The 24,971-nt window shown below is 67.3% G+C and carries 23 protein-coding genes and 2 pseudogenes; 10 read left to right on the forward strand and 15 right to left on the reverse strand.

What is annotated here, in order from left to right; genetic code table 11:
- Positions 1-56: 56 nt before the first annotated feature.
- Together F7O44_RS05485 and F7O44_RS05490 are read right to left on the reverse strand one after the other, a co-directional pair.
- Positions 57-854, reverse strand: a complete 798-nt coding sequence (locus F7O44_RS05485) for an ABC transporter permease (RefSeq protein ID WP_162449089.1) — start codon at positions 852-854, stop codon at positions 57-59.
- Positions 847-1,824: an ATP-binding cassette domain-containing protein gene (locus F7O44_RS05490; protein ID WP_162449375.1), complete on the reverse strand. Its 978-nt coding sequence runs from the start codon at positions 1,822-1,824 to the stop codon at positions 847-849. Before F7O44_RS05490 ends, F7O44_RS05485 begins: the two co-directional genes overlap by 8 nt.
- 88 nt (positions 1,825-1,912) lie before the next feature.
- On the opposite strand from F7O44_RS05490, the gene F7O44_RS05495 reads away from it, so the two are divergent.
- Complete coding sequence (locus F7O44_RS05495) at positions 1,913-2,629, forward strand: TetR/AcrR family transcriptional regulator (protein ID WP_162449090.1); 717 nt, start codon at positions 1,913-1,915, stop codon at positions 2,627-2,629.
- Positions 2,630-2,653: 24 nt separating this feature from the next.
- Here F7O44_RS05495 and F7O44_RS05500 read toward each other — a convergent pair whose 3' ends face one another.
- Both F7O44_RS05500 and F7O44_RS05505 read right to left on the reverse strand, forming a co-directional pair.
- Positions 2,654-4,426: an ABC transporter transmembrane domain-containing protein gene (locus F7O44_RS05500; protein ID WP_162449091.1), complete on the reverse strand. Its 1,773-nt coding sequence runs from the start codon at positions 4,424-4,426 to the stop codon at positions 2,654-2,656.
- The gene (locus F7O44_RS05505; RefSeq protein ID WP_162449092.1) at positions 4,423-6,165 is read right to left on the reverse strand and encodes an ABC transporter ATP-binding protein; all 1,743 of its coding nucleotides are present in this window, start codon (positions 6,163-6,165) and stop codon (positions 4,423-4,425) included. The genes F7O44_RS05500 and F7O44_RS05505 overlap by 4 nt, the downstream gene beginning before the upstream one ends.
- 196 nt (positions 6,166-6,361) lie before the next feature.
- Here F7O44_RS05505 and F7O44_RS05510 point away from each other — a divergent pair, with 196 nt between their 5' ends.
- The gene (locus F7O44_RS05510; RefSeq protein WP_162449093.1) at positions 6,362-6,748 is read left to right on the forward strand and encodes a VOC family protein; all 387 of its coding nucleotides are present in this window, start codon (positions 6,362-6,364) and stop codon (positions 6,746-6,748) included.
- A gap of 85 nt (positions 6,749-6,833) precedes the next feature.
- A pseudogene (locus tag F7O44_RS05515) lies at positions 6,834-7,100 on the forward strand (ATP-binding domain-containing protein); the annotation flags it as partial.
- Between the two features lie 147 nt (positions 7,101-7,247).
- Here the strand turns inward: F7O44_RS05515 and F7O44_RS05520 are convergent.
- Genes F7O44_RS05520 through F7O44_RS05540 form a run of 5 tightly spaced genes read right to left on the reverse strand, consistent with a single transcriptional unit; the run spans position 7,248 to position 12,681 of the window.
- Complete coding sequence (locus tag F7O44_RS05520) at positions 7,248-8,228, reverse strand: 5-dehydro-4-deoxyglucarate dehydratase (protein ID WP_162449094.1); 981 nt, start codon at positions 8,226-8,228, stop codon at positions 7,248-7,250.
- A gap of 1 nt (position 8,229) precedes the next feature.
- Positions 8,230-9,480: an enolase C-terminal domain-like protein gene (locus F7O44_RS05525; RefSeq protein ID WP_162449095.1), complete on the reverse strand. Its 1,251-nt coding sequence runs from the start codon at positions 9,478-9,480 to the stop codon at positions 8,230-8,232.
- Between the two features lie 2 nt (positions 9,481-9,482).
- Entirely contained in the window at positions 9,483-10,385 is a 903-nt protein-coding gene (locus F7O44_RS05530; protein ID WP_162449096.1) for a carbohydrate ABC transporter permease, read from the reverse strand.
- Positions 10,382-11,347, reverse strand: coding sequence for a carbohydrate ABC transporter permease (locus F7O44_RS05535; RefSeq protein WP_222851092.1), 966 nt, complete (start codon positions 11,345-11,347; stop codon positions 10,382-10,384). The genes F7O44_RS05530 and F7O44_RS05535 overlap by 4 nt, the downstream gene beginning before the upstream one ends.
- The gene (locus F7O44_RS05540) at positions 11,344-12,681 is read right to left on the reverse strand and encodes an ABC transporter substrate-binding protein (protein ID WP_162449097.1); all 1,338 of its coding nucleotides are present in this window, start codon (positions 12,679-12,681) and stop codon (positions 11,344-11,346) included. The genes F7O44_RS05535 and F7O44_RS05540 overlap by 4 nt, the downstream gene beginning before the upstream one ends.
- A gap of 119 nt (positions 12,682-12,800) precedes the next feature.
- Here F7O44_RS05540 and F7O44_RS05545 point away from each other — a divergent pair, with 119 nt between their 5' ends.
- Positions 12,801-13,610 carry an NAD-dependent epimerase/dehydratase family protein gene (locus F7O44_RS05545; RefSeq protein WP_162449098.1) on the forward strand — a complete coding sequence of 270 codons (810 nt, stop codon included), beginning with the start codon at positions 12,801-12,803 and terminating at the stop codon, positions 13,608-13,610.
- Positions 13,607-14,410, forward strand: coding sequence for an IclR family transcriptional regulator domain-containing protein (locus tag F7O44_RS05550; RefSeq protein ID WP_174255880.1), 804 nt, complete (start codon positions 13,607-13,609; stop codon positions 14,408-14,410). Before F7O44_RS05545 ends, F7O44_RS05550 begins: the two co-directional genes overlap by 4 nt.
- A gap of 156 nt (positions 14,411-14,566) precedes the next feature.
- Here the strand turns inward: F7O44_RS05550 and F7O44_RS05555 are convergent, their stop codons facing one another.
- Together F7O44_RS05555 and F7O44_RS05560 are read right to left on the reverse strand one after the other, a co-directional pair.
- Positions 14,567-15,208, reverse strand: coding sequence for an NAD(P)-dependent oxidoreductase (locus F7O44_RS05555; protein WP_162449099.1), 642 nt, complete (start codon positions 15,206-15,208; stop codon positions 14,567-14,569).
- Complete coding sequence (locus tag F7O44_RS05560; RefSeq protein WP_162449100.1) at positions 15,205-16,143, reverse strand: EamA family transporter; 939 nt, start codon at positions 16,141-16,143, stop codon at positions 15,205-15,207. Before F7O44_RS05560 ends, F7O44_RS05555 begins: the two co-directional genes overlap by 4 nt.
- Before the next feature lie 79 nt (positions 16,144-16,222).
- On the opposite strand from F7O44_RS05560, the gene F7O44_RS05565 reads away from it, so the two are divergent.
- Positions 16,223-17,086, forward strand: a complete 864-nt coding sequence (locus F7O44_RS05565; protein WP_162449101.1) for a LysR family transcriptional regulator — start codon at positions 16,223-16,225, stop codon at positions 17,084-17,086.
- 25 nt (positions 17,087-17,111) lie between these two features.
- Here the strand turns inward: F7O44_RS05565 and F7O44_RS05570 are convergent, their stop codons facing one another.
- Positions 17,112-17,861 (reverse strand): methyltransferase domain-containing protein, encoded by a 750-nt coding sequence (locus F7O44_RS05570; RefSeq protein WP_162449102.1) that lies wholly within the window; start codon positions 17,859-17,861, stop codon positions 17,112-17,114.
- Between the two features lie 396 nt (positions 17,862-18,257).
- Entirely contained in the window at positions 18,258-18,851 is a 594-nt protein-coding gene (locus tag F7O44_RS05575) for a hypothetical protein (RefSeq protein WP_162449103.1), read from the reverse strand.
- A gap of 147 nt (positions 18,852-18,998) precedes the next feature.
- On the opposite strand from F7O44_RS05575, the gene F7O44_RS05580 reads away from it, so the two are divergent.
- Positions 18,999-19,637 carry a hypothetical protein gene (locus F7O44_RS05580; protein WP_162449104.1) on the forward strand — a complete coding sequence of 213 codons (639 nt, stop codon included), beginning with the start codon at positions 18,999-19,001 and terminating at the stop codon, positions 19,635-19,637.
- Positions 19,638-19,701: 64 nt separating this feature from the next.
- Here F7O44_RS05580 and F7O44_RS05585 read toward each other — a convergent pair whose 3' ends face one another.
- Together F7O44_RS05585 and F7O44_RS05590 are read right to left on the reverse strand one after the other, a co-directional pair.
- Positions 19,702-20,604, reverse strand: coding sequence for a serine hydrolase (locus F7O44_RS05585; protein WP_162449105.1), 903 nt, complete (start codon positions 20,602-20,604; stop codon positions 19,702-19,704).
- Positions 20,601-21,491 carry a LysR family transcriptional regulator gene (locus F7O44_RS05590; RefSeq protein WP_162449106.1) on the reverse strand — a complete coding sequence of 297 codons (891 nt, stop codon included), beginning with the start codon at positions 21,489-21,491 and terminating at the stop codon, positions 20,601-20,603. Before F7O44_RS05590 ends, F7O44_RS05585 begins: the two co-directional genes overlap by 4 nt.
- Before the next feature lie 82 nt (positions 21,492-21,573).
- On the opposite strand from F7O44_RS05590, the gene bla reads away from it, so the two are divergent.
- From bla to F7O44_RS05605, 3 genes and pseudogenes are all read left to right on the forward strand, one after another.
- The gene (bla, locus tag F7O44_RS05595) at positions 21,574-22,551 is read left to right on the forward strand and encodes a class A beta-lactamase (RefSeq protein ID WP_162449107.1); all 978 of its coding nucleotides are present in this window, start codon (positions 21,574-21,576) and stop codon (positions 22,549-22,551) included.
- 1,263 nt (positions 22,552-23,814) lie between these two features.
- Positions 23,815-24,372 (forward strand): hemerythrin domain-containing protein, encoded by a 558-nt coding sequence (locus tag F7O44_RS05600; RefSeq protein WP_187361021.1) that lies wholly within the window; start codon positions 23,815-23,817, stop codon positions 24,370-24,372.
- 273 nt (positions 24,373-24,645) lie between these two features.
- A pseudogene (locus tag F7O44_RS05605) lies at positions 24,646-24,945 on the forward strand (short-chain dehydrogenase); the annotation flags it as partial.
- Positions 24,946-24,971: the final 26 nt, after the last annotated feature.

Below are 24,971 nucleotides of genomic sequence, written 5' to 3' on the forward strand. Positions count from 1 at the left end.
GTCTAAGCTCTGGCCGAGAACACTGCATCGCGAGTCCAGCCTCGCGCGACCGGTTGTCAGCCCCGGCGAACCAGCGCGCGGACGCTGATCACCAGCCCGATCGCGCACCAGGCCAGCAGCACGACGAGATCCTGCCAGCTGGCGCTGTAGCTGTCCGACAGCAGGCCGGCGCGGAGCAGATCCCCCGCGGGCCGGAAGGGAAGCACGTCGTGCAGCGACTGGAACCACGCGGGCAGCTGGCCCACCGGGAAGGTGATCGGTGAGAACAACAGCACGAAGAAGACCAGCACCTGGGTGGTGAGCTGTGCCAGCAATGGGGGCAGCAGCACCGCGATCGCGTAGCCGACAGCAGTGGCCATCACCGCGGTCAGCGCGGACGCGGCCACCAGCAGGGGCCAGTCGAAGGAATAGCTGAAGTTGTACCGCAACTGCGCCACAACCACCGCGACGACAACCCCCGGCAAGGCGACCACCAGCCACACCGTGAGATCGGCCAGCAACAGAAGCGGACGTGGCACCGGCAGCGCACGCAGATAAGTGAATGTGCCGCTGGTACGCGCTTGTGCCACCCCCTGAGGCACCATGACCAGGCCGATGATCATCACCAGCACGGTTGGCGCCCCCGTCGACAGGAACTGCGCGGTGGGGGTGTCGATGCCGGGAATGAGGAACCCGAAGCCGACGATGATGCCGGCGGCAAGCAGCGCCTGAACGACGACTACCAGCGGCAGCACCGCGCCGGTCTGCGCCATCGTCCAGCGCAACAGCGCCCCGTAGATCGTCAACATGCCGGTTCGCGCGGGAACGCCGGCGCTGACCCGTGCTCGGCGTGCGACGGTGGTCGGCTCAGGCATCGGTAGCTTCCTCCGTGATGGCGGCCGCGTCGGCAGTGGCGGCGAGGTAGGCGTCCTCGAGTGTGACGGGGGCCAGTGCGTAGCCCTCGATGCGTTCGTGCGTGCGAAGCGTGGTGGCCCAGGCGACGGCGGCCTCGGCGTCGGCCGCGCTCAGGGTCAGCAGAACCCGCCGGCCGGCCCGGACCCGGCGAGTAATCGGGATCGGCACGTCGATCGACGACTCGGACGGGTCGTCGCCATCCGGATGCAGCGACAGCTCGAGGCGCAGGTAGTCGTCGCTTGTGCCGCGGAGCCGGCTCGGCGAACCGGCCACGACGACCCTGCCTCGGTCGAGCACCACGAGTTCGTCCACCACCCGCTCGGCCTCCACGACATTGTGGGTGACAAGCAGCACCCCCGCGCCGTCGTCGCCGAGCCGGCGGACGGTCTCCCACAGCCGTCGGCGCCGGGCCGCATCGACGTCGTTGGTCGGCTCATCGAGGATGACGAGCGGCACCGGCGCGACCGCGGCCATCGCGAATGCGGTCAGACGGCGCACGCCGCCGGACAGTCCGCCGCCATCAGGCGTAGCCCGCCGGTCGAACCACTCGCGGATGTCCAGCTCGTCGGCCAAGGCGTGCGCGGCAGCCCGCGCTTTCCCCTTGGACAAGCCACGCAGCCGGCCGGCGATCTCGATCGCCGCTCTGGGCGTCAGACCGTCCAGCGGTGCTTGTGCCTGGGGTTGTAGTGCGACGCAACGGCGTGCCGTCGCGGGATCGGCGATCACGTCCACACCTGCCACCCGGATCGAACCGCCGTTTGGCCGCAGCAGCCCCACAACCTGGGAGACCAGCGTGGTCTTGCCAGCGCCGTTGTGTCCCAGCAGCCCAACCACCTCCCCCGGCCTGACGCGTAGGCCGACCTCGTCGTTCGCGACGACCGAACCAAACCGCCGCGTGACCCCTTCGACCTCCAGCACTGCGCCACCCATAGCGATCCTCGCGTCCATTTCAGATACCGTTGGTATTTCGATACTGAAGGTATCGCGATGCCGACGGTACGTCAATTAGGATGCAGTCATGGACCGACACCACTCGACGGCTCCGCCCCGGGCGCGGCCGAGCCGAGCCGAGCGCAAGCAAGAGACTCGTGATGCGCTCATCCTGGCTGCCCGAGTGGCATTTGCCCGTGACGGCTACCACGGTGCGAACCTCGAGGGGATCGCCAACGAGGCCGGATTCTCCAAAGGTGCGGTCTACTCGAACTTCGAGGGCAAGGCGGAACTGTTCCTCGCGGTGATGGACGACAACCTTCAGGTGCTGCGCGGTGATGCGTGGGACCCGTTCGCGGTTGTCGAGACCACGGACACGTGTAAGCCCGAACCGGGCGTCACCCCCGACCAAGAAGCGGCCGAGATGGTGCGCGGCCTGGGGCTGGCGACACTGGAGTTCGTCGCAACCGCCGCTCGAGACGAAACCCTCATCCACTCGCTCCGCGCCCGGGTCCAGGTGCTGATCGACGCCTACGAACGTGTCGCGGCATCGGGCCGCACGGACGGCGACCCCCTCCCGGTCGAGGCTGTCGCACAGCTGATGGCCGCACTGGACCAAGGGATTTCGGTACTGGCGCTCAGCGGCGTGGCCTCCATCGATGGCGCACTCATGCGCGCCGGTCTGCGGCGGCTCATCGACCCCGCCGATGCCGCCACCGAGCCGGCGCCGGCCACCGAAGATGTCTCGTGGCCCCTGCCGGACGTCCAGGAGGTACGCCGGCTCCTCCACGACACCGGCTCCTGATTCTCACTACCCGACCGACGCGGCTCAGACGCGAGATGCACTGGGGTCATAGCCGTCGTGTCCGGTGTGCCAGGCGCGCCACAGCTTGGCATAGTGGCCGCCTGACCCGACGAGTTCGTCGTGGGTACCCAGCTCGACCAGTTCGCCTGCCTCCAGCACGGCGATCCGATCCGCGTCGTGGGCGGTCTGCAGGCGATGCGCGATGGCGATGACGGTGCGGCCGCGCAGTACCGCGGCCAGAGATCGCTCGGCATCCCTCGCTGTCCGCGGATCAAGCAGCGCCGTCGCCTCGTCCAAGATCACCGTATGCGGGCCGGCCAGCACAACCCGCGCCAACGCAACTTGCTGGGCACGCGCGCCATCAAGGCTGATCTCAGCACCAACCCCGGCATCCAGACCGTGCGGCACGTCATCGATCCAGGACGCGCCCACAGCCGCGAGCACACCACGCAGCTCCTCATCGCTCGCCTCCGGTCTTACCAAGCGCAGGTTGTCCCGTACCGTGCCACCGAAGACATGATGTTCCTGGGTCACGAGCACCACGTGTTCGCGGAGCAGGTCCGGCGACAGGTCCGCCACCGAAGCGCCGCCGACTGTCACCGATCCGGAATCCGGCCGGTCCAGCCCCGCCATCAGCCGCGCCAGGGTGGACTTCCCCGCCCCGGACGTTCCGATGACGGCCAGCCGCTCCCCCGGCCGTACCACCAGGTCCACGCCACGCAAGACGTCCCGCTCACCGTCGTAGGAGTAGTGGACGCCGCGCACCTCGATACGGTCGCCCTCAGGCACCGCTGCGGCCCGGGACTCTTCGCGCGGAACCTTGGCAAGACCTTCGACCCGCGCGTAGGACACCGCCGCGCCCTGCAATTGCTCGACCCACAAGGTCAGCGTGTCCAACGGGCCGGCCAGCTGCCGCAGGTACACCGTCGCGGTCACCACCACGCCGATGCTGACCAGCCCGTTCGCGTGAAGCGCGCCACCTACCAGGAGCACACCGGCAGGGGGCAGCGCAACCGAGATGTCGAACGACGGGAACAACACGGTCCGTAGCCGCAGCGTCCGCAGCCGGGCAGCCCGGACGTCGGCGATGGCGGCCTCCGCGGCCTCCGCCCGCCGGCGCTCCAGCCCGAGCATCTCGACGGTGCGGGCGCCCTTCGCGGTGCTGGTGACGACGTCGGCCAGTTGTGCACCGGCGGCGGCCTGGGCCAGGTAGGCCGGACGGGCCCGCCGGAGATACCAGCGCAACGCGACGCCCACACCGAGCAGGCATGCCAATCCGCACAGCCCCAGCAGCGGATCCAATACGAGTACCGCGACGATGATGAACAGGGCCTGGACAATGGCCACGACGACCTCGGGCACCGCCAGGCGCAATGTCATGGCGACGACCGAGACGTCAGTGCTGCCGCGGGCGATCATTTCGCCCGCCGGAACGTGCTCCGCGACCGACGGAGGCAGTGCCAATGTGCGAGACAGGAACCGCTCACGGACGCGCGCCGCAGTGCGCTCACCGAACCGGTAACCAACGCCGAGCGCCCACCGGGTCAGCACCGTCTGAGCGATGGTAAACACCAGGACGCCAAGCGCCAGCCGGTCCACGGTGCCGAGCACGTCGCCGGAACCATCCCGGACCGTGTCGACGATCCGGCCGAGCAGCCACGGCCCCACCAGTCCCGCTGCGGAGGCCAGGCTGTTGAGCATGATCAGACCGGCCACCGCACCGCGGTCAGCGCGCAGATCACCCCATGCCGCGGACCGGACTCCGGCCGTCCGCGCCACGGGAAGAGCCGCGCTCACGAGCTCACCTGTCCGCTCTGCACACGCGATACCAGGTCCCGGTATGCGGCGCTCTCTCGGACCAATTCCTCGTGGGTACCGGCACCCGCCACGTGACCGTCGACCAAGAAGATCACCTCGTCGGCCTGACTGAGAATCAGCGGCGAGGTGGTTGTGACCACCGTGGTCAGACCGCTGCGGGCCGTCTGCAATCGATCGACCGCGGCGGCCTCGGTATGCGCGTCGACCGCAGAGGTGGGTTCCACCGCCAGCAGCACCTCCGGTTGGGCGTAGACCACGCGAGCCAGCCGCAGCCGCTGCCGCTGACCACCTGACAGGGTGGTGCCGCCGGAGGCGACTGTGGTATCCAGCCCCTCTGGCAACGCCTCCACGACATCTTCAGCGACGGCAGTCCGCACAGCCTCGCGGATGCGGTCGTCGTCCGGCTCATACCGGCCCGCGACGATCTCCCGCACCGTGCCCGCGAACAACTCGGCGTCGTTGTCGGCAACAACCAGCCGCTTCCATGACCGCTCGGCTGCGACCACGGCACCGTGTACCCCATCCGCCGTCGCGTCGCCGCGCGCCGACCCGCCCAACCGCTCCACAACCCCGGCTGTCTCGTCCGGTCGCCCGCTCACCAGAGCCGTGAACAGCCCGGGACGGACCACCACGCCCGACGTCGAATCGGCGAGCGGTTCACCACCGGCCCAGGGGCCGACCGCATCGCCGTCGTCATCGTGGGGGCGCACGTTGAGGAGGTCGACGATGCGCCTGCCCGCGACACGGGCACGAGCGATGTCACCACCACCCTCGATCAGAGCCGACACCGGCACGAACAGCACGGCGACATAGCCATACACCGCGACCAGGTCTCCGATGGTGATCTCGCCTCGCGCGGCCATCCTCGCCGCCAGCCACAACACCACAGCGACAAACAGCGCAGGCAGGCCGCTCGCCAGCGCACTCACCCAGCTGGTGGGGCCGCTGACACGGTACCCGCGCCGCACCAGCACCCGCGACTGCTGCCCGAAGCGCTCGGACACGAACTCCTTGCCCCCGAGACCGTTGAGCACCCGCAGCCCGCCCACGATGTCCACCAGGCGCGTGGTCAGCTGGCCTTGGTGTACGCGGTAATCCCCACCGGCCCGTTCGATCCGCCGCAGCAGCGGAGCGATGACGCCCGCCACCAAGGGCACGCCGGCGAGCACCACCACAGCCAGCGACGGCGAGATCGTGAACAACACGACGGCGACCAGCGCGTAAGCCACGACCGCGCCGATACCCGGTCCGGTGACGGTCATCGACTGTGCCACAACCTGGACGTCGGTGACACCGATCGTCGCTACTTCGCCGGTGCCGACCCGCCGGGAGAATGTAGAGCCCAGCCGGGCGGTGTGCCGGACCACCGCGCGCACGGTACGAAACGAGGCGTCCATACGCGCTCGTGTCATCATGCGGTGGCGCGAGATCGCCAAGACGGCAATGATCATGCCTATGCCCACAAGGACGACAGACCACAAGACCAGGGCTGCCATGTCTCCAGCGACCAGACCATCGTCCACCGCACGCGCCAGCACCCACGGAGGCACGGCCAGGCTGACCATCCAGCAACTGCCCAGGACAGCACCCGCCGCTACGCGGCGTGCCTGTGATCGGGCAAGCCAGAACAGGAAACGCAGCGGGCTTCTGGTGTCGCGGCGCGCTGGAGACACCCAGTCCTCATCCACGGGTTCCCTGGACGCAAGACCGAGCCCCATCACAGCACCCTAGTGTCGAGGACCGGACCCAAGCGCACCCGGTCGCGCTCGAAGTGCCGAACCGAGCCCAATCGGACGTCACGCTCCCCTGGCACCCCCTGCCTGGCGACCGGTCCGGGTACAGCAAGCTAGAACCACACGCCGCGACACGGGGCTTGTCTTCGGCCGAATCCCTACTCGATCTGGAGGTCCGCACATGGCCAGTAAGTTCACCGAGCTCGCGATCGACTGTGCCGACCCCCACAGCCTCGCCCGGTTCTGGTGCTCGGTGCTTGACTACGAGGTGCAAGACGAAGACGAGGGACTTGTCATTATCGGCTCGCCTTTGGCGCCTGAAGGCAAACACCGGCCCGGCCCGGTGCCACCGACGTTGACATTCGCGCACGTGCCCGAGGGCAAAACCATCAAGAACAGGCTCCACCTCGACGTCAACCCCACCGACAGGAATCAAGAGGACGAGGTCCGTCGCCTCCTCGAACTAGGTGCCCGGCGCGTCGACGTCGGCCAGGGCGACGAAAGCTGGGTCGTTCTGGCCGACCCGGAGGGGAACGAGTTCTGCGTCCTCGCCGGCCGCTTCCCCTGACCGGAAGGCCGTGCATCGGGCCGCCTCTATGTTCCAAGCGAGTTGAAGCTTCGACATCAACAGCTCCCGCGGCCGGCTCGACTTCTCCCCTGCCCGGCTCGGCAACGTCCAGACGCTGCACGCCATGACCATCCACAAAGCCCAGGGCAGCCAGGCCACCGAGGTCACCGTGCTAATGCCCGGCGAAGAGTCCCGGCTACTCACCCGCGAACTCTTCTACACAGCGATCACCCGCGCCGAGGACCAAGTCCGGGTCGTGGGTAACGAGGACGCCGTGCGCGCCGCGCTCGGACGCCGAGCGGTACGTGCGACCGGCCTCCGGCAACGTCTGACCGACACCAGTCGCCAGTGATGCCGCCTCGACAGCAGTCGTGACATTCCTTCGGTTGATCTCCCCAGGCAGCTTCGTGGCCTCACGTAACGTTTCGGGGCCCTGGCGGCGCTTGAAACGTTACGCCAGGCCACGAAGCTCAATTCTCGACATCGATGCCGAGCATGCTCATTCGGCCAGCTCCGCGGCCAGGCGCCGGCCGTCGTCGAGCAGGGCGGCAAGCCGCTCGCGTTGCTCCGGACTCGGATCGACCAACGGCGGGCGCACGGATCCTGCGGCGGTGCCACCGAGCACCACCCCGGCCTTGATGAGGGCGACGGCGAAGCCGGGCACCTCGTCGCGAAGCTGGACGAGCGGGGTGTAGAAGCCGTCGAGCAGCCGCCGCTGCGCGTCATCGTCGCCGCGATGGTACGCACCGTAGAACGCGGTCGCGATGTCAGGCGCCATCGCGAAGGCCGCGGAGGAATACATCGGCACGCCGATCGCGCGGTACGCCGCCTGGCTCGCCTCCGCCGTGAGCAAGCCGTTGAAGAAGAGCATCTCCGGACGACGCGAGCGGGCCTCGTTCACGAACTGCTGCATGACGGCGACGTCGCCGACGCCGTCCTTGATGCCCGCGAGGTTCGGGATATCGATGAGACGCCGCACTGAGTCGAGAGTGAGGCGGGACGGACCGCGGTGATAGGCGATCACCGGTAGCGAGCTGGCGTCAGCGATCGCCGTGATGTAGCGCTCCGTTCCAGACGGCGGCCCCTGCACAAGGTAGGGCGGCAACACGAGCAGCGCGTCGGCGCCGGCTTCCTCCGCCTGGCGCACACACTGCAGGGCGTGCCCGAGCGGTCCCCCGACCCCGGCGACGACGGGCACCCGGGAGGCGGTGACGGCAACGCCAATTTCCACCACGCGGCGGTGCTCCTCGACGGATAGGGCGTGGAACTCGCCGGTCCCACACGCGACAAAGACCGCGCCGGCACCCGCGCCCGCACCCCCGTCGATGTGCCGGGTGAGCGCCTCCTCGTCGATGCGATCGCCGTCGTCGAAGCAGGTGACCGGGAAGAACAGCACGCCGCTGAGCTCGGGCAGCCCGGCTGAGGCGGGAGCGGTGGAATCGGTGGCGGCGAAGGTCGGGCGGGTGATGGCAGACGTCATATCAGAACCTCGGCAGTATGGGGTCGTAATCGGGCTGGAATCGGCGCATGTATCCGGTGTCGTCGCGTTCAGCGCGGCCCGAGTCGAGGAAGACCTGGTGCTGGCGCTCGAGTGCCGTCTCGTCGAGCTCTACGCCGAGGCCAGGAGCATGCGGGACGGTGATGCTGCCGTCCACGATCTCGAGCCCGCCGGGTCGGACGACGTCGTCGCCGCGGTTCCACGGGTAGTGCGTGTCGCACGCGTAAGCCAACGCCGGCGTCGCCGCGGCGACGTGCGTCATCGCGGCGAGCGAGATCCCCAAGTGGGAGTTGGAGTGCATGGAGACGCCGATGCCGAAGGTCTCGCAGATCGCGCCGAGCTCGCGGGTCCGGCGTAGTCCACCCCAGTAGTGGTGGTCGGAGAGGACGATCTGCACGGCATCGGTGCGCACCGCCTCTGGGATGTGCTCGAAGGCGACGACGCACATGTTGGTGGCGAGCGGCAGATCGATCTCGGCGGCCACCGCGGACATTCCAGGGATGGTGAGCACCGGGTCCTCGAAATACTCGAGTGCCGGCCCGAGCTCGCGGGCGACTCGGACCGCGGTCTCGTGCGTCCACGCTCCGTTGGGATCGATGCGCAGCGGGTGCTCGGGGAATGCTTCGGCGAGGGCACGCACGGCGGCGATCTCCTGGTCGGGCGGGAAGACGCCAGCCTTGAGCTTGATGGAGCCGAAGCCGTAGCGCTCGATGAGCAGGTGCGCCTGCTTCACGATGCCGTCGGGGTCGAGCGCCTCGCCCCACTCATCGGCCACGCCGGGTTTCCCGGTCGTTGGGTCCGGATGGGCCGCCCATTTGTAGAACAGGTACGCGCTGTAGGGCACCGCGTCGCGGACCCGACCGCCGAGCAGCTCGACGACGGGGCGCTCCATCAGGTGCCCCTGGGCGTCCAGGCAGGCGACCTCGATCGGTGAGAACACGGTGCGCCGGTCGCGTCGGGAGACCGGCCCCGCGTCACCGCCCAGTGCCTCGCTGACCGCCTGCTCGATCGCGCTGGTGTCGAAGACGCTGCGGCCGATGACGGCCGTGCGCACAGACTCGAGTAAGCCGAGCATACGACGGCCGCCGCTGCCCTCCCCGAGCCCGATGAGGCCGCCGTCGACGACGAGGCGGACAACGGTGCGCAGAGCCAGCGGCTCGTGCACCCCGTCGGCATTGAGCAGCGGCGGATCGCGAAAGGCGATCGGGGTGATGACAAGGTCGCGGATGATCACGGTCAGCCTTTCGTCGCACCGGAGGTGATACCGCGGATGAGACTCCGCTGCATGAGCAAGTACACGAGGAGGCTCGGTAGCAGCGCCAGCAACGCGCCGACGAGGAGCACACCGGTACCTACCTGCGCGTCGACGCGGAGGATACTGAGCGCCACCGTGAGTGTGTAGTCATTGGGACTGTCCGCGGCGATGAGCGGCAGCAGGTACTGGTCCCAGATCATCATGAAACCGAAGATCGTGATGACGCCGAGCACAGGACGCGACAGCGGCAGGATGACACCCCAGAGCATGCGCAGCTCGCCGACGCCGTCGAGTCGTGCCGCCTCCTCGATCTCGCGGGGAATCTCCTTCATGAATTCGCTCATGATCAGGATCGAGAAGCCCCACACGGCCACCGGCAGGATGACACCCCAGGGCGTGCCGCGCAGGCTGATGCCGATGAGTGGCAGGTCTCCGATCACCTGGGACAGCGGGATCGCGATGACCTCCTCCGGCAGCATCATCGTGAGCAGGAAGAGCATGAGGACGACGCTCTGGCCACGGAATCGGTGCCGCGCGAGCGCGTAGGCGGCAAGCACTGAGACCACGATCTGAATCATCAGACCGACGCCGACGATGACGAAAGAGTTGAGGAAGTAGCGCCAGATGCCCTTGTCGGTCGCGACCCGGAACGGATCGAGCGAGGGCTCGGCCGGCCAGATGCTGAGGCTGGTCGAGTCGACACGAGCGTCGAAGGCGCCGGAGATGATCGTGACGAAGGGTACAGCGAAGATGGCCAGGGCGAGCACCGCGAGGATCGTGCGCACGACGTTGGAGACGCGGAAACCGGGTTTCCAGCCCAGGGCACTGTCGAACTGGGTCGCGGCGGCGCTGGGCCTGCGCGGGCGATCGACGTCGGCGGTCATCGCGACTCCTTCCGGCTGGTGAGGACCCGGACCCCGATGGTGAGCGCGAGGGTGGTGATGAGCAGCAGCACCGATGCCGCCGACGCCACGCCCAGGTCGTTGGAGTTGAAGCCGAGCGAGTACACGCGCGTCATCCACACCTCGGTGCTGCCAGCTGGGCCGCCACCGGTGAGGACATAGATCTCGGTAAACATCCGCAGGCTGCGGATGGCCGCGAGGGTGAGCACGACGGACACCGCGGGGCGCAGCGCGGGCAGCACGATGGAGCGCAGGCGCTGCAGGGTGTTCGCACCGTCCACCGCGGCCGATTCGTAGAGTTCGCGGTTGACGCCGGTGAGTCCCGCCAGGATGATCACCATGTTATAGGGCGCGGCGGTCCAGATGCCGACGACGGCCACCCACCACAACGCGGTGTTCGGATCGCTGAGGAATTGCTGGGCCGGCAACCCGAGCGTCGTGAGCACCGAGTTGATGAAGCCTGCTTCGGTCGGGAAGTAGAGGATGCGCCAGATCTCGCCTACGACGGCGATCGCCGTGACAACGGGGAGGAACACCCCGGTGCGAACGAGCCATAGCCGGCGGGTCTGCCCCTCGAGCAGGAGCGCGAGCAGCGCTCCGAGGACAAGCGCCCCGGTGGTCTGCACGACGGCCAGGAATATGGTGTGGCGGAAGGCGTCCTGGAATCGGGAGTCACCGAGCACCGCGGCGTAGTTGTCGAAGCCGACGAATATGTCCCCGAGGAACGGGCGTACCTCGAAGACGCTCATCCGGAAGCCCTCGATCATCGGGATGAACTTGAACGTGAGGGCGAGGATGAGCCCGGGCACAAGGAACAGCCACGGGATGAGCGCGCGCCGCCCGCCCCAGCGGGGCCGGCGGCCTCGGCCGGGCCGGCCCGGCACGGAGCGCAGAGGCTCCGAGACAGGCCGGGTGCCGGCCGCGTCGGTGGCGGGGGTGGTCACGACAGGTCCTGGCTCTCCAACTGTGCCTGGAACTGCTCGTCGATCGCGGCGAGGCCCGCCTCGATGTCGCTGTTGCAATCGGACGCCATCGCGTTCATGCCGTCGGCCAGGATCTGGCGGAACGGCAGGAAGTCGATAGACCAGGGGAAGGGCTTCGAGTCGGCGATGTACGAGTCCTGCACGATGCCCCAGCGCTCGTCGCCCGTGACTTCGACGATGTCGACGTTCTGGTTGACGGGCAGGCGCACTACCGGCTGGGTGGTCATGCCGGAGTCGGTCTCAACGACCTGCATGGCGATCTCCTGCGCATCCGGGCTGATGAGGAATTCGGCGAGTTGCTTCTGCAGGTCCTCCTTCTCCGAACTCGCACCGAAGTAGATGGTCTCGCCCTCGGCGAAGGTCGTGCTGGAGGCAGGGCCGGCAGGCATCGGAATGATCTCCACGTTTTCCTGGCCGACCGCAAGGTCGAAGGTGCTGATGTTGTAAGGCCCGGTGAGATAGATGCCCGCGGTGCCTTCACCGAAGAACGGCGTCTCGGCCGTCGTGAGGTTCACCGATCCAGGCACGACGATGCCGGGTGTGCAGAACTGATCCCGGATCCAGCCCATCGCCTCGGCGGCCTCAGGCGAATTGATCGCCGAGGTGAAGGTCCCGTCGCCGTTGTCCTCGAGGATCTCGGCCCCGGCCTGCCAGAGGTAGGAATTGCCCCAGCGGGCGATGTAGCCGGCCTGCGCCGAGCCGGGGACGACCATGCCGTAGGTGTCGTCCTCGCCGCTGCCATTCGGGTCCTCCGTCGCGAAGGCCTCAGCGAGGGCGGAGAGCTCTTCCCAGGTGGTGGGGACGTCGTAGCCGAGCTCCTCCCGCCAGTCCTTGCGGATGAACGTGATGTTGGCCTGCCGCGACCACGGGACACCGTAGTAGGCGCCGTCGGTGCCGAGGTTCTGTTCCCACGTCTCGTCGCTGATCTCGTCGTGGCCCTCGATGCTTTCGCGGTCGATCGGCAGGACGAAGCCCTGGGCGACGTAGTTGCCGAGCGAGGAGGCGTCGTTGATGAGGACATCGGGTAGGTCCCCTTGGCCGGCTCGAGCCTGAAGTTGGGTGTCGAACTCCTGGACGGGCTGGTAGTCGATCTCAATGCCCGTCTCCTCGGTGAAGGCGTCGAAGACGAGCTGGTAGGACGCGGCCGCCTCGGCGTTGCTTCGGGTCCAGACCTCGAGCGTGGCGTCCTCCGCCGACGACTCGTCGTCGCCCGAGCAGGCGCTCAGCGCGATCAACACTCCCGCTGCGAGGACGGCGACGGCGGCGCGGCGGTTTGGGCATGGCGCATTCTTCATCGAATCTCCATTCGCATATGTGAACCATGTACACGCCTATGAACAGGATTCGCTATGCTAAGGTCTGTGCCAAATAGTGTCAACTTCGTCGTCCACGACGTGGTGAGGAAACAGGCAGATTGACGAACACGATCCTCATTACCGGCGCCGCGGGCAGCGCGGCCACGGGGATCCGTCCGCTGCTCCGGCAGCGCGGGCATCGCCTCGTGCTGCACGATCTCGCTCCGGTCCCTGACCCCGATCCGTCGTCCGAGCGGGTGGTCACCGCCGACCTGCTCGACGAAGACGTTCTCGGCGAGGCGGTCCGCGGTGCCGACGTCGTCGTCCATCTCGGCGGCTTCAGCCGGGAACGTCCCTGGTCGGACATCCTTGCCATCAACATCGACGGCACCCGCGCCGTACTCGACGCCGCCGTGCGCGCGGGCGTACGACGCGTCCTCCTCGCCAGCTCCACCCATGGCTTCGGCTTCTGGCCGATCAAGGAGCTGAGCACAAGGTCCGGGCCGCGGCCGGACACCTATTACGGCGTTGGCAAGATCGCTAGCGAGGCGCTCGGTTCCCTCTACGCCGACCGGCACGGTCTCTGCGTCGTCTCCGCGCGTATTGGCACGGTCCAGGCCGAGCCCAGCGGGCCGCGCCAGCTCGCGAGCTGGCTGTCCTTCCCGGACTTCATCTCCCTGATCGAGGCGGCGGCACAACTGGAGGAGCCCGGACACCGTGTGGTGTGGGCAATGTCAGCCAACACCCGGCGCTGGCTGCCCGTGACCGTCGATCCGGTGCTCGGTTGGGAGCCGCGTGACGACGCCGAACGCTACGCCGACCGTTTCGAAGCCGATGCCTACGGGTTCGCCGGCGGCGCCGGGGATGACAACGGCCTCGTCGGTGGGGCGTTCGCCGACGACGATCATCCGATGGGAGGGATCTGGTGACGACGACGGATCGAGAAGCCGAGGCCGGGACCGAGCAGTTCCGCACGGTCAAGTCCGCGGAACGAGCGCTGCTAGTCCTCGAGATCGTCTCGGCCGCGCCGGGGCCGCTCTCCGTGGCTGAACTCCACCGCCGGACCGGCTACCCGCGATCGAGCCTGCACCAGTTGCTTCACACGATCTCGGCGATGGGCTGGCTGGAGATCAGCCCCGATAGCGGCACGGTGAGCATCGGCTCACGTGCGCTCATCGTCGGGACCTCGTACCTCGACCGGGACCCGGCGCTCCCCCACGCCGTCCTCGCCCTCGAACGCGTGCGCGACAGGAGCGGCTACACGACGCACTACGCCCGCCTGGACGGCGCAAACGTGCTCTATCTCGCCACTCGCGAGACGACCCAGTCCCGCCGGGCCACGTCGCGCGTCGGGCGCCGGCTTCCCGCACACGCCACCGCGCTGGGCAAGGCGCTGCTTGCCGACCTGACCGCAGAGGAACGACGTTCCACCCTCGGCGACGGTGAGCTAGTAAGCCTCATGCCGAACACGATCGTGGACCACCGGCTCCTTGAGGAAGACCTCGAACGCACCCGGGAACGAGGCTTCGCCTTCGAACGTGAGGAGAACACACCGGGCGTCGCCTGTGTAAGCGCCACCGTCGGCTACCGCATCCCCGCAACCGACGCGATCAGCTGCTCGCTGCCGCTGGATGCCGCCGGGGAGGACGAGATCTCCCGGGTCAGTGAACTGCTCCTCGACGAGACTGCGCGGCTCGCCCGCACACTCAAGGCCGCCGGGGTCCGCTAACCCAGCTGGGAGTCGCCCCGAGGAGACGAGACGCTAAAGCGGCGAGGCCGGCGCCGCAACACAAATATTCGCGCAGCGGCGCCCGCGCGCATGGCACCTCGTCATTCCGAACATCCGACGCCGGGCAACCAGTCCGGCACAGCCGCTCACCTCGGATCACCCCTCGTGCGCGACGGTGAAATGCCGGTCACTTCCGGGGGCTTCGATCTCGTCAGTGACCGCGATGGCCAGGTCGTCCGCCGTGATTCGCGAGTCACCCGTGGCATCAGTCAGTAGCTGCGTGGTCCCGCGCCGGTACGTGCCCGAACGTGGCCCTCTCTCCAAGACGGCGGGCGGGCTCAGGTAGACCCAGTCGCGGTAGTGGTGCTGGGTGCAGGCCTGCAGCTGCGCGAGACTTGCTCCGGCAACAGCCTTCCACTCGGAGGGCACGTAGGCGGGATCGTCAACGACGAGGAGGCCGGCACGGCTTGGTGAGCGCAGCGGGCCGGCGCCCCCGATCACCAGGACACGGGTTCCGGTTCGTGCGGCGGCATCGAGGAATCTGGTGGTCGTGGGGGCCAGGAGGTGTTCATGTCCCGCGGGCAAGCGGATCGTCAGGACCGCCGCGTCGGAATCGGTGAGTACCGGATCGAGAGCGTCGTGGCTGGTCACGTCGAGACTGACAACGGTGAGACGTTCATGCGCTGCTGCCTCGTCGGGTTTGCGGGAGATTCCGGTAACTGCGTGGCCACGGGCCAGGGCCTCCCCGACGATCGCGTTTCCAGCCATTCCGGTTGCTCCGAATACGGAGATTCTCATGGGATTCGGTGTCCTTTCTTGGAGCGGGGAGTAATTTGCCCGGCAAGCATGGCCGCGAGAGCCAGGACGAATCCGCCGAGCTGGATGGCGGTGAGAGTCTCACCGAGGAGCAAAGCGCCGAGGGTGGCAGCGACGAGCGGGGACAGCAACCCAAGTAGCGCGGTGGCGGTCACCTGAAGGCGGCGGATGCCAGCGAACCAGAGAGTGTAGGCGATGAGACCTCCGGTCAGCCCGAGCCACACGTAACCGCCGATGGCGGCCCCGTCGATGCTGGCGGGGATTCCCTCGAAGTGAAGGGTGGGGATGAGCAGAACCAAGCCTCCCGCCGTGAGCTGCCAGCCGGCGAGGGTAAGAGCGCTGACACCTTCGGGGCGTCCCCACCGTTTGGTGAGGACGACGCCGGTGCCCATTGATGCGGCACCGGCGAGCCCAGCGAGTACGCCGATCGGGTCGAGCGCGGCACCGGGGCCGAGCACCACCATACCGACACCGATCACACCCACGACGCCCCAACTCACCCGCCATCTGGAGAACCGTTCACCGAGGACCATGACGACGAGAAAGGCGACGAGGATCGGCTGGGTCGCCCCCAAGGTCGCGGCCGCGCCACCGGGCAGTCGCTCCGCGGCGAGGAACAGGAGGGGGAAGAACAGCCCGATGTTCAGCGTGCCCAACACCGCGATCTTCCACCACCACTCGCCTCGCGGCAGGGCCCGCGCGATGAGCAGCGCCAGGATGCCGGCGGGAAGTGCCCGCATCAACCCGGCGAACATCGGATGACCGGCGGGCAGCAGCTCGGTCGTGACGATGTATGTGGTGCCCCACACAGCCGGAGCGATGGCGGTCAGTGCTGTCAGCCCTGACTGCCTGGGGGCGGTGCCGGAAGAGGTTGCCTGAGGAGGTGCCAGAGGTGTCGCCGCAGCTGTGATCGTCATGGATCAATCGTGCGGCCACCACCATCGATGAGTCCAACACATACTTGTCATGCTAACTATCTATGGAGATGATAGATGTATGGAGTTACGGCAACTGCGGTACGTCGTCGCCGTGGCGGAGGAGGCCAACTTCACCCGCGCGGCGGCCCGGTGCTTCGTTGTGCAGTCGGCGCTCAGCCACCAGATCAAAGCGTTGGAGAAGGAACTGGGCGTGGCGTTGTTCGCCCGGACCAGCCGCCGGGTGGAGCTCACCGCAGCCGGCGAAGCGTTCCTGCCCGCGGCGCGGGCGAGCCTCGAGGCCGCGGAACGCGCGGCAGCGGATGCCGCGGCTGCCACCGGCCAGTTACGCGGGCAGCTGAGTGTCGGGGTGATCCCCACCGTGACGGCCGTCGATGTGCCAGCGGCCCTGGGTGTGTTCCGGCGCCTGCACCCCGCCGTCCGGATAGCGCTACGCGTCGCCGGCAGCGACGCGCTGGAAGCAGCCTTGGCCGAAGGGAGCATCGACGTATGCCTGCTCGGCCTGCCGGAGAATCGCCACCCGCGCGGAGTCGCGTCGCGGTTACTCGTCACCGACCGGCACGTCGCCGTGCTCAGCCGAGAACATCCCCTCGCGGAAAACAGCCAGCTACAACTTCAGGATCTCGCGCAGGAGAAGTTCGCCGACTTCCCCGCCGGGACCCCAGGACGCGCCCAGAGTGATCTCGCCTTCACGACAGCGGGCGTCCATCGAGACGTGGCGTTCGAAGCGATGGCGGCCGACCTGATGGTCGGACTCGTCCGGCACAACCTCGCCGTCACCCTGTTGCCGTCCAGGTACGCTCCCACCGACCCCGCACTCGTCGCCATCCCGATCACCGACGGTCCATCCCGCGCCGAGTACCTGGCCTGGAGCGACTTCAATCCCAGCGCAGCCGCCCGCGCCTTCCTCGACACCATCGAATGACGCCCCGGTCACCCGAGCGCGATGTTCAACTCTTCCGCGCGACGAGCGAGAAGGAGTTCGGCAACCGACCGCTCCAGGCGGCCGCGAAGGTTCCCTCGGGACGCCAGAACGGCTCGGCATACTCCTCCACGTGTCGCACCTCTAGACCGGCAGCGACCACGGCGTTCACGATGCCGCCGAGCGTCGCCTGCCACTCCACTGCTCCGTGAGCGGGGAACGTGTCGTTGACGTGGCAACGTTCGAAGTAGCCGCGATCGGCGCGGATTCGCGGCTTGTCCTCGTCCCAGGTCCATAACGGCACCATCGGGTGGGCTTCGTACACGAACAAGTGCCCTGACGGTCGCAGCAAGCGAGCGACGTCTCGGGCCCAAGCCCTGAGATCCGCCAGCCAGATCAAGGCCCCCTTGCCGGTATAGACGAGTTCGGCACACTCGTCCCGCAGTGGTGCGCCTGGCAACTCCCCCGTCACGTAGCGGCACGGGATCGCCAACTCATCCGCCCGGCGTTGCGCGGCGGAGGTTGCCACCTCGCTGAAGTCGACACCGACCACCGACCGCGCTCCTTCGGCGACGAGGGCGATGTCGTCCAAGCCGTGTCCACTCTGTAGGTGTACGACGGTGGGCGACGATGCCAGCAGCGGACGCAACAGCTCCCGTTCACAGGCGTGCAATGAGGTCCCGGTTCTGGCTTCGTCCAAGAGTTTCTGGTGTTCGTCGACGTACTTCCGTGACGCAAGTTCCCAAGCAACCCGGTTCCGCCTCGTGTCAGAGCTCACCGCGACATCGTGCACCTCTCAACCGCTCGCGTCCACACAATTCCCTGCCCGCCCGCTGCTTCCGGATGGCGTCGTCACGCACCGCCACGTCGACATCGACGGCGTCAAGGCTTTCTGTCGCGAGAGGGGCTCCAGCGACGCACCGGCCCGCCAGCCATCGATACGACGCACTATCCCCAGCCACCGCCATCGAACGTCGGCCCCGAGCTCGCGCCGCCCTGAGCGGAATCCGGGCTTCCGTCGTCGAAATCCGACGTCGAGGCGCTTCCGCCGCCGTCCACGCGGGAGCGCCTGCCAGTAGCGGATACCGCAACATCCGGCAGCGGCGGACACGGGTTGGGACGACGGTGACGCCGAGCGATGAGCTCCACCCGTGGCCGGAAGGTGTATCCGTAATCACGCGCATGTTCGGCGCACCATGCGCGCATCTGTGATCCGTCGGGGGTCAGCTTCGTCGTAACGGTCCCACTGGCCCGTGAGATAGAGGAAGGCGACTGTGTCTTCGGACGGCAGATAGCCGGCCTTGAGCACGATCTGGCACCCGGCGACGTCCTGGTGTGCGGTCGACGGTGGCGCCGGCCACCGTGGTTCCGTCGCGAGATGGCTGACCAGGCGAACCCGCGGCACGTATGTGCTCTCGGCCACCGGCGCGAACAGAAAGTCCGGGGCCGCCACCGAGAACGGAGCGCACCGGCCACCACGCAGACCGATGTTGCCTGCCTTCGTGAACGCACCCAGCATCGTCCGGAAGACCCGCTGGTCGGCACACTTCCGCTCCAGCGCCTGCCGTGTGGTGGCGCAGACTCGAGGGTCGCGCGCAGCACACATGACCAGGGTGACGGTTTGGATGAGGTGCGCACCGGGCTCTTTTCCGGCCAGTCGAAGCAATCCACCGAGCACGGTCGCCGCCATATGCGAACGGCGCTGGCCTACCGCGGCATCGCTCGGCAGAGCCTGGCGTCCAAGCCAACGAACGACGGCACCCGGCATGCTGATCACCCACATTCGGCCAAATGATCTTATCTGGAGCCGGCTGGTCCAGAAACCCCGAACGGGCTACATCCGGAACCAGACGCTACCGGCCGGCGTCCGATCAGTGCCGGGTATCGGCCTGGCTTCCTCGAACGGAGTCCATACATGACGACTACCCGGGCGGCTCTGATCGTCTCTTTCATCGGTTTGCTAGCGGCGTCCTGCGGTTCAGCGGAGGCCGACGGTTCCCCGGGGGCCAACAGTTCACCGGAGGCCGACGTGACCGCGACCACCACGGCACTGTCCTGTGCCGAGATCACCGCGTTCGCGGATCGGATCACCGACGTCGGGATCATGTACGACTATCAACCGTCCGGCTCCCCACGTGACCTTGCCAGCGAGAACGACGTCGTCTTCGCAGGGCTGTTGACCGGCGAAACCGCCGATGGGTCCACTGAACCGGACGACGAGGACGGCGTTGGCTACGTCTCGTTCGAGATCGAGGTCGCCGACGTTGCCGTCGGCGCCGACACGATCGCCGTGGACGATCGTGTGTCCGTTGCTGTCGACTACAACCCCACCGACATCAGCGCTGCCGAATTCCGGGAGGTCGCTGTCGCCGGCATCCCGGTGGTGGTCTTTGCCAACGCCACCGACGATGATCGCGGGTTTGTCGCCGCGCTTGAAGGTCTGATGACCGCGTGCGATGGCGCCGAACCGATCGGCCTGCGCGGAACCACCGCCGGCTGGGCAGACATCGAATCACTGGATGAGGTGCTCTCACTCGCCCGAGCGGGTGAGTGACTGCCACGGCACACGCCGAAGTACCGAACCTTTCGCCCGGGCCGGCCACGGGTCGTGTCGTCATCTACATCACCCGCACCTGGTCACGTAGTGTCCGGGCAACCCGGCCCATGACGGCTTCCGCGGCCGGTTGGATGAACGCGGGCACCCTGGATTCGGTCAGGGCAGCCACCGCGAACACCTGCCCGTCGGCGTGCTCCACTACCCCTACCTCGTGCCGCAGGTTGAGCAGGGACCCGGTTCTCGATGACCACTTCGTGGCGTCAGAGCTGAAATCCGGGGCTAGCCGTTGCCTGAACACATTGCCGGCCATCAGCGCACGAACTCGCTCGGCGGTCCAAGGGTCCAGGCCGGACGGCTTCCACAACGCCTGGAGCAGGTCGACGAACGCGCGCGCCGTACCGGAGTTGGCCACCGTGACGTCGAGTTGCGGTATCCGATGCCCGCGCCCGGAGGTTCCGGCTTCGGCTGCCAGTGAGTAGGCGAGATGGGCGTCGGCAGGCTGAAGCTGTGCCGCCACGGTCTCGCTGATGTCGCGGATGGGATGGCGCACGCTGATGCCGTGGAAACCGGACGCGCGCATGGACGCAGCGACGTCGTCGGGTGGTGTCAGGCCGAACAGGATGTCGGTCGCGGTGTTGTCGCTGATGCTCATGCTCAGGTACAGCAGATCGTCAATCGCGACGTAGGCCGGGTGCCGGAATCTGCTCAGGCCCGTGGGGCCAGCCACGATCATGTCACCAGGATCGACCCGTACCGGCTCGCCGCCATCGAGTTCACCGGCACGAATCCGATCCAGCGTGGCGAGCGCCAGCGGGAGCTTGACCAGTGAGGCGATCGGATACTCGATGTCGGGCTCAATGCCGATCTCGTCGCCGTTGTGCACGTCTCGCACCAGGAAGGACCCGCGCAGCCCGGCATCATCCAGGTCGTCACGCAAACGCCGGACGACACGTTCGACGCTCATCTGGTGCTCGCCTCGCTGTCTGGCGCTCCTAGGCAGCGTCCGATGCTGGTTCCCAGGTGCGAACCGAGACGCAGCGCGTCGTCGCGATGCTCGGCCAGAACGTCGTACCCCCGCATCGGCTCGACCTCACCCATCGGCCGCCAGTGCAGCCCAAGCTCCCGGGCTTCCTTCGCCGAGCAGAGCAGTACGTCCGTGGACGCGAGTACCTCCGCGACCGCCGTCGTCGGCGCTCCGGCCACGGCAACCTGAACAGGCCACAGCCCCACGGCATCGCGCAACCGGATGATCCGGTCCCGGATGTGCGGAACGTCGTCCTCCGGCTGGATCCAGATCCTTCGCGGCGATCCGCTGTCTCCACGGCCAGGCCGCAAGGTTTCGACATAGACGGCCCGTTCCTGCGGTTCAACCGCACTGGCCAGACCGAGTGGAACAGTCCACTGGCCGTCTCCCGCGGGCAGCGCCACCAGCGCGGCTCGCACATCGAGAGACCGCACGAGGTCCCGGCGCTCCTGGGGCGGGGCGGCTTGGAAGTCGAGGTAGATCTCCAGGGTACGGGCTTCGGCGGCCAGCTGAGCCAAATCGCGTGGAGGGCACGTGTCCGGCACGGCCAGCCGGAGCGGGCTGAGCTTCGCCCGGACCGCCGCGTCGTTCATCGCCTCCGCCAGCCGCACCAGCCGCTTCGCCGAAGGCAGCATCGCCCGGCCGAAAGGCGTCAGCGTGGCCCGCCGCGACGACCGGTCGAACAGCGTCCCGCCAAAGTGCCGCTCAAGGGCGGCGATGCGGCGGCTGACCACCGGTTGCGACATCCGCGCCGCCGCGGCACCTGTAGTGAAGCTGCCGCGTTCGCTCACGTAGACGAACGCCTGGCACGCGCCTAGAACATCCACGATCACAGCTTATGCATTTTCTGCATCAATCTCTTCAAAAGTGACTTCGACAGCATGGGTAGGTGTCGGAAACACTGCAGCCATGAACGTCATCACCGCCCTGCGCCGCCCTGCGGCCGTCGCCGTCCTGGCCGCAGCGACCCTTCTTCCGCTCGCCGCCTGCTCCACCACCGAGGACACGTCGGCCACTGAAATCCCCACACCACCGGCCGCCACAACCCCCGCCGCAGAGTCCACGGCACTGCCAACCATCGAGCCGACCGACGAGCCCGCCGATGTGCGATTGGATGAGCGGTTCGAGGACCTGGAGAGCGCATACGACGCACGACTCGGCGTGTATGTCCTGGACACCGGCAGCGGACAGGACATCACCTACCGTGCCGACGAGCGGTTCGCGTACGCCTCGACCTTCAAGATCCTGCTCTGCGCCGTGGTGCTCGATCAGCACTCCTTCGACGATCTAGAGGAGCTGATCACCTTCTCCGCGGACGACTTGCAGGCACATTCGCCGATCACCAGCGAACGCGTCGAGACCGGGATGACGATCCGGGAGCTGTGTGACGCCGCGACCCGATACGGCGACAACACCGCGGTGAATCTCCTCCTCGACGTCCTCGGGGGCCCAAGCGGTCTGGGCGAGGCTCTGAAAGCCGCCGGCGACGACGTCATCAGCGTCGACCGGTACGCGCCCGAGTTGAGCGAGGCCACTCCGGGAGACACACGAGACACGAGCACGCCGCGTGCGCTCGCCACCACTCTTCGCCTGTTCGCGCTGGAAGATGCCCTCCCCGAGGACAAGCGCGAACTCCTCACTGAATGGATGGTCGGGAACCTCACGGGAGAAGACCTCATCCGGGCCGGCATACCCGACGACTGGACCGTCGGTGACAGGACCGGAGCCGCCCATTACGGCACCCGCAACTGCATCGCGATCGTCTGGCCGCCTGATCGCGATCCCATCCTGATCGCGCTTCTCACCAGTCGGGACACCGAGGACGCCGAACGCCAGGACGAGCTGATCGTCGAGGCGACCGAAGCGATCGTTGATGCCCTGACGTAACCGCGCCGGGATGGCCCCGTCAGCCCAGGCCGGGCGCCCGGCAATGTCCTGCATACCGAGGTCACAGCCGCTGGGCGCCGAGGCCGCGCCGCCGGCTCCCTGCCCCGGCGAGGCCGCCGCTTGCAAGCCACCCTGCCCCCGTTGATCATGGGCAGATGCCACCTGCTCGACGCCGAATTGGTGTCACATGCCCATGATCAACAGGAGGGGGCGGTTGACGGAGAGCGCGATGAAACTCATCCACGAATCCACCAGAGCACGCTGACCGAAACCCGCGTCCACTGGTCCGCTGCACGAATCACTCCACACGGCCGTGTCCCTACTATGTAGCTGGTGACACAGAGCAGCGGGCGGGAGCCTGGCCGACCGTGCTGGTCGTCCCTTGTCGTCGATGACGGACAATCAGGACAGGTTGATAGCTTGATCAGCCAAATCGACGGGGTCTTCTATGCGATCACCAACGGTGCCAGCATTTGCATCGAGGGGCACCATCGTTTCCGCATCGATGAGTGTCGGCCTGCTACCGGCAGGGCCCACCGCCGACCTCACCCGATTCTTGGGACGTGAAGTCAGCGTGTCCGGTGTCGTGGACAACTGCCAGTTGATCATCGAGGGGTGCCCACGCGATCACCCCGCGTGACGAAACACAGATCCCCCACCGAACGATCTTCGATGAAGAGCAAATACCAGAACGCCCACACTTTCAGTTCCCGTCTGATGCTCTGTCTCTCGAGGTTCTGGTGCCACCACTACTCTGACTTCCCTGCCCCCGTCGATCACGGGCAGCTGCCGCCTTCTCGACGCCGGATAGGCGGCACGTGCCCATGATCAACGGGGAGGTGGGGGTTGGCAGTGTCGGACGCAGCGCACGTGGCCGCGTCCAGGCGAGATCTTCCCGGGTCTCGGGAGCGGGCGGGCCGGACACCTGGGAATCGTCCCACCGATCCGTGCCGCCGCCCGAGCACCGCATCCGGATCGCAGCTGACCGGGCATTCGTCTTATCCGCTGGGCTGCGGCAGTTGTTGTTTCGTGCCGGAGGCAGCCAGGTCCGCGTAAGCCAGCAGAGCGAGCTTCTCCGCGTCGCTGGATCCGGGCTCCGGGAGGTACACGAGGAGCATCAAGCCGTCGGTCCCGCCGATCCTCAGCCGTTCCCGGTCGAGGATCAGCTGCCCGATCTGGACGGGCTCGTCACGGGGTTAGACCCCTGCGTCGACGGTCGAGCCCTCGTTATACTCCCGGATAGCGTCGCGTGCCGGTGGCGGGTTGCGTCAGGCATGGAGGCGTCGGACCACAAGGACACCCATCATCTCCGCGCACAACACATCCGGCCACGCCAGTATCTCCGATCATGACCGTCTCGTCGCTTGGGGCGATGAGCTCACCCGGATCCACACTCAACTCCGCAATGCGCTGGACGTTGCCCGTGCCGCCGTCGAGGACGCTGGCGAAGCCGAGGAACTGAGTGATCACGCCGCCCGCAACCTCCTGCTGTATTGCCGAGGCTTCTGCGCAGCACTGTCCGGGCACCACCGCGGGGAAGACGCCGTATTGTTTCCCGAGTTGCTGGCGATGCGGCCGGATCTCGTACCGGTGGTCGCACAGCTCACTAGCGATCACAACATGATCGAACATCTCTTGGGTGGCCTAGCGGCCGCCGTTGAGAGCGGAGTCGGCACCGAAGAGCAACTGCAGCATCTCGACGGTATCGAAGCCGTCATGGAGACTCATTTCCGCTACGAGGAGAAGAAGCTCGTCGACCTGCTGAACGAAGCCGAGCTCGAGAAGACAAAACGGCAATACTTCGGCCCGCTGGCCGAGTAACCCACCGCTTCTCCAAAATTCGGCGGTCCTCGATCTTGGTTGGCACCTCGCACCTGGCGGGCTTCATGGCTATTCGCAGCGCTCATGCCCTTTGGTGGCCGGATCAATGAAAAGAAGCCGGTGGCGGACTAGTCGAGGCATACCCTATCTCCATGCCGAACCAACCAGCCTTTTCGAAGAGGTTCGGCTCCGAGCGAGACCGGAAGATGGCCAAGTGGCGCTGGGTGATGCGGCTGCGCGTTCAACCCTGATCAGCCCACCTGGTCATTCAGGGTTGACAGCTTCTGGGCGGTCAACAACGCCGACCGACCCGAATTCCACCTGCCGCCTGCGCTGTATTCCGCGTCGAAGTCAGCAGCCACGATGCTGACGGTCCAGTACGCCAAAGCCCACCCGGACATCAAGTTCAACGCCCTCGAACCCGGCACCACCGCCACAGACATGACCGCAGCCTTCGGAATCGGACGGCCACCGGAAGAGAGCGCCACGATCGTCGTCCGCCTCGCGACCCTCGGCCCGCACGGGCCTACCGGAACGTTCCAAGACGAAACCGGGGAGCTGCTGCCCGGGTAGCCGCGAGCCCTGCCGGTTGTGCTGTT

It is taken from the genome of Phytoactinopolyspora mesophila (genome assembly GCF_010122465.1).
GTDB lineage: Bacteria > Actinomycetota > Actinomycetes > Jiangellales > Jiangellaceae > Phytoactinopolyspora > Phytoactinopolyspora mesophila.

What these genes read in the sequence shown, in the direction of transcription:
- F7O44_RS05485 (WP_162449089.1), bottom strand. Translation starts at nt 854, where the DNA reads ATGCCTGAGCCGACCACCGTCGCACGCCGAGCACGGGTCAGCGCCGGC.
- F7O44_RS05490 (WP_162449375.1), bottom strand. Translation starts at nt 1,824, where the DNA reads ATGGGTGGCGCAGTGCTGGAGGTCGAAGGGGTCACGCGGCGGTTTGGT.
- F7O44_RS05495 (WP_162449090.1), top strand. Translation starts at nt 1,913, where the DNA reads ATGGACCGACACCACTCGACGGCTCCGCCCCGGGCGCGGCCGAGCCGA.
- F7O44_RS05505 (WP_162449092.1), bottom strand. Translation starts at nt 6,165, where the DNA reads ATGGGGCTCGGTCTTGCGTCCAGGGAACCCGTGGATGAGGACTGGGTG.
- F7O44_RS05510 (WP_162449093.1), top strand. Translation starts at nt 6,362, where the DNA reads ATGGCCAGTAAGTTCACCGAGCTCGCGATCGACTGTGCCGACCCCCAC.
- F7O44_RS05520 (WP_162449094.1), bottom strand. Translation starts at nt 8,228, where the DNA reads ATGACGTCTGCCATCACCCGCCCGACCTTCGCCGCCACCGATTCCACC.
- F7O44_RS05530 (WP_162449096.1), bottom strand. Translation starts at nt 10,385, where the DNA reads ATGACCGCCGACGTCGATCGCCCGCGCAGGCCCAGCGCCGCCGCGACC.
- F7O44_RS05540 (WP_162449097.1), bottom strand. Translation starts at nt 12,681, where the DNA reads ATGAAGAATGCGCCATGCCCAAACCGCCGCGCCGCCGTCGCCGTCCTC.
- F7O44_RS05555 (WP_162449099.1), bottom strand. Translation starts at nt 15,208, where the DNA reads ATGAGAATCTCCGTATTCGGAGCAACCGGAATGGCTGGAAACGCGATC.
- F7O44_RS05560 (WP_162449100.1), bottom strand. Translation starts at nt 16,143, where the DNA reads ATGACGATCACAGCTGCGGCGACACCTCTGGCACCTCCTCAGGCAACC.
- F7O44_RS05565 (WP_162449101.1), top strand. Translation starts at nt 16,223, where the DNA reads ATGGAGTTACGGCAACTGCGGTACGTCGTCGCCGTGGCGGAGGAGGCC.
- F7O44_RS05575 (WP_162449103.1), bottom strand. Translation starts at nt 18,851, where the DNA reads ATGCCGGGTGCCGTCGTTCGTTGGCTTGGACGCCAGGCTCTGCCGAGC.
- F7O44_RS05580 (WP_162449104.1), top strand. Translation starts at nt 18,999, where the DNA reads ATGACGACTACCCGGGCGGCTCTGATCGTCTCTTTCATCGGTTTGCTA.
- F7O44_RS05585 (WP_162449105.1), bottom strand. Translation starts at nt 20,604, where the DNA reads ATGAGCGTCGAACGTGTCGTCCGGCGTTTGCGTGACGACCTGGATGAT.
- bla (WP_162449107.1), top strand. Translation starts at nt 21,574, where the DNA reads ATGAACGTCATCACCGCCCTGCGCCGCCCTGCGGCCGTCGCCGTCCTG.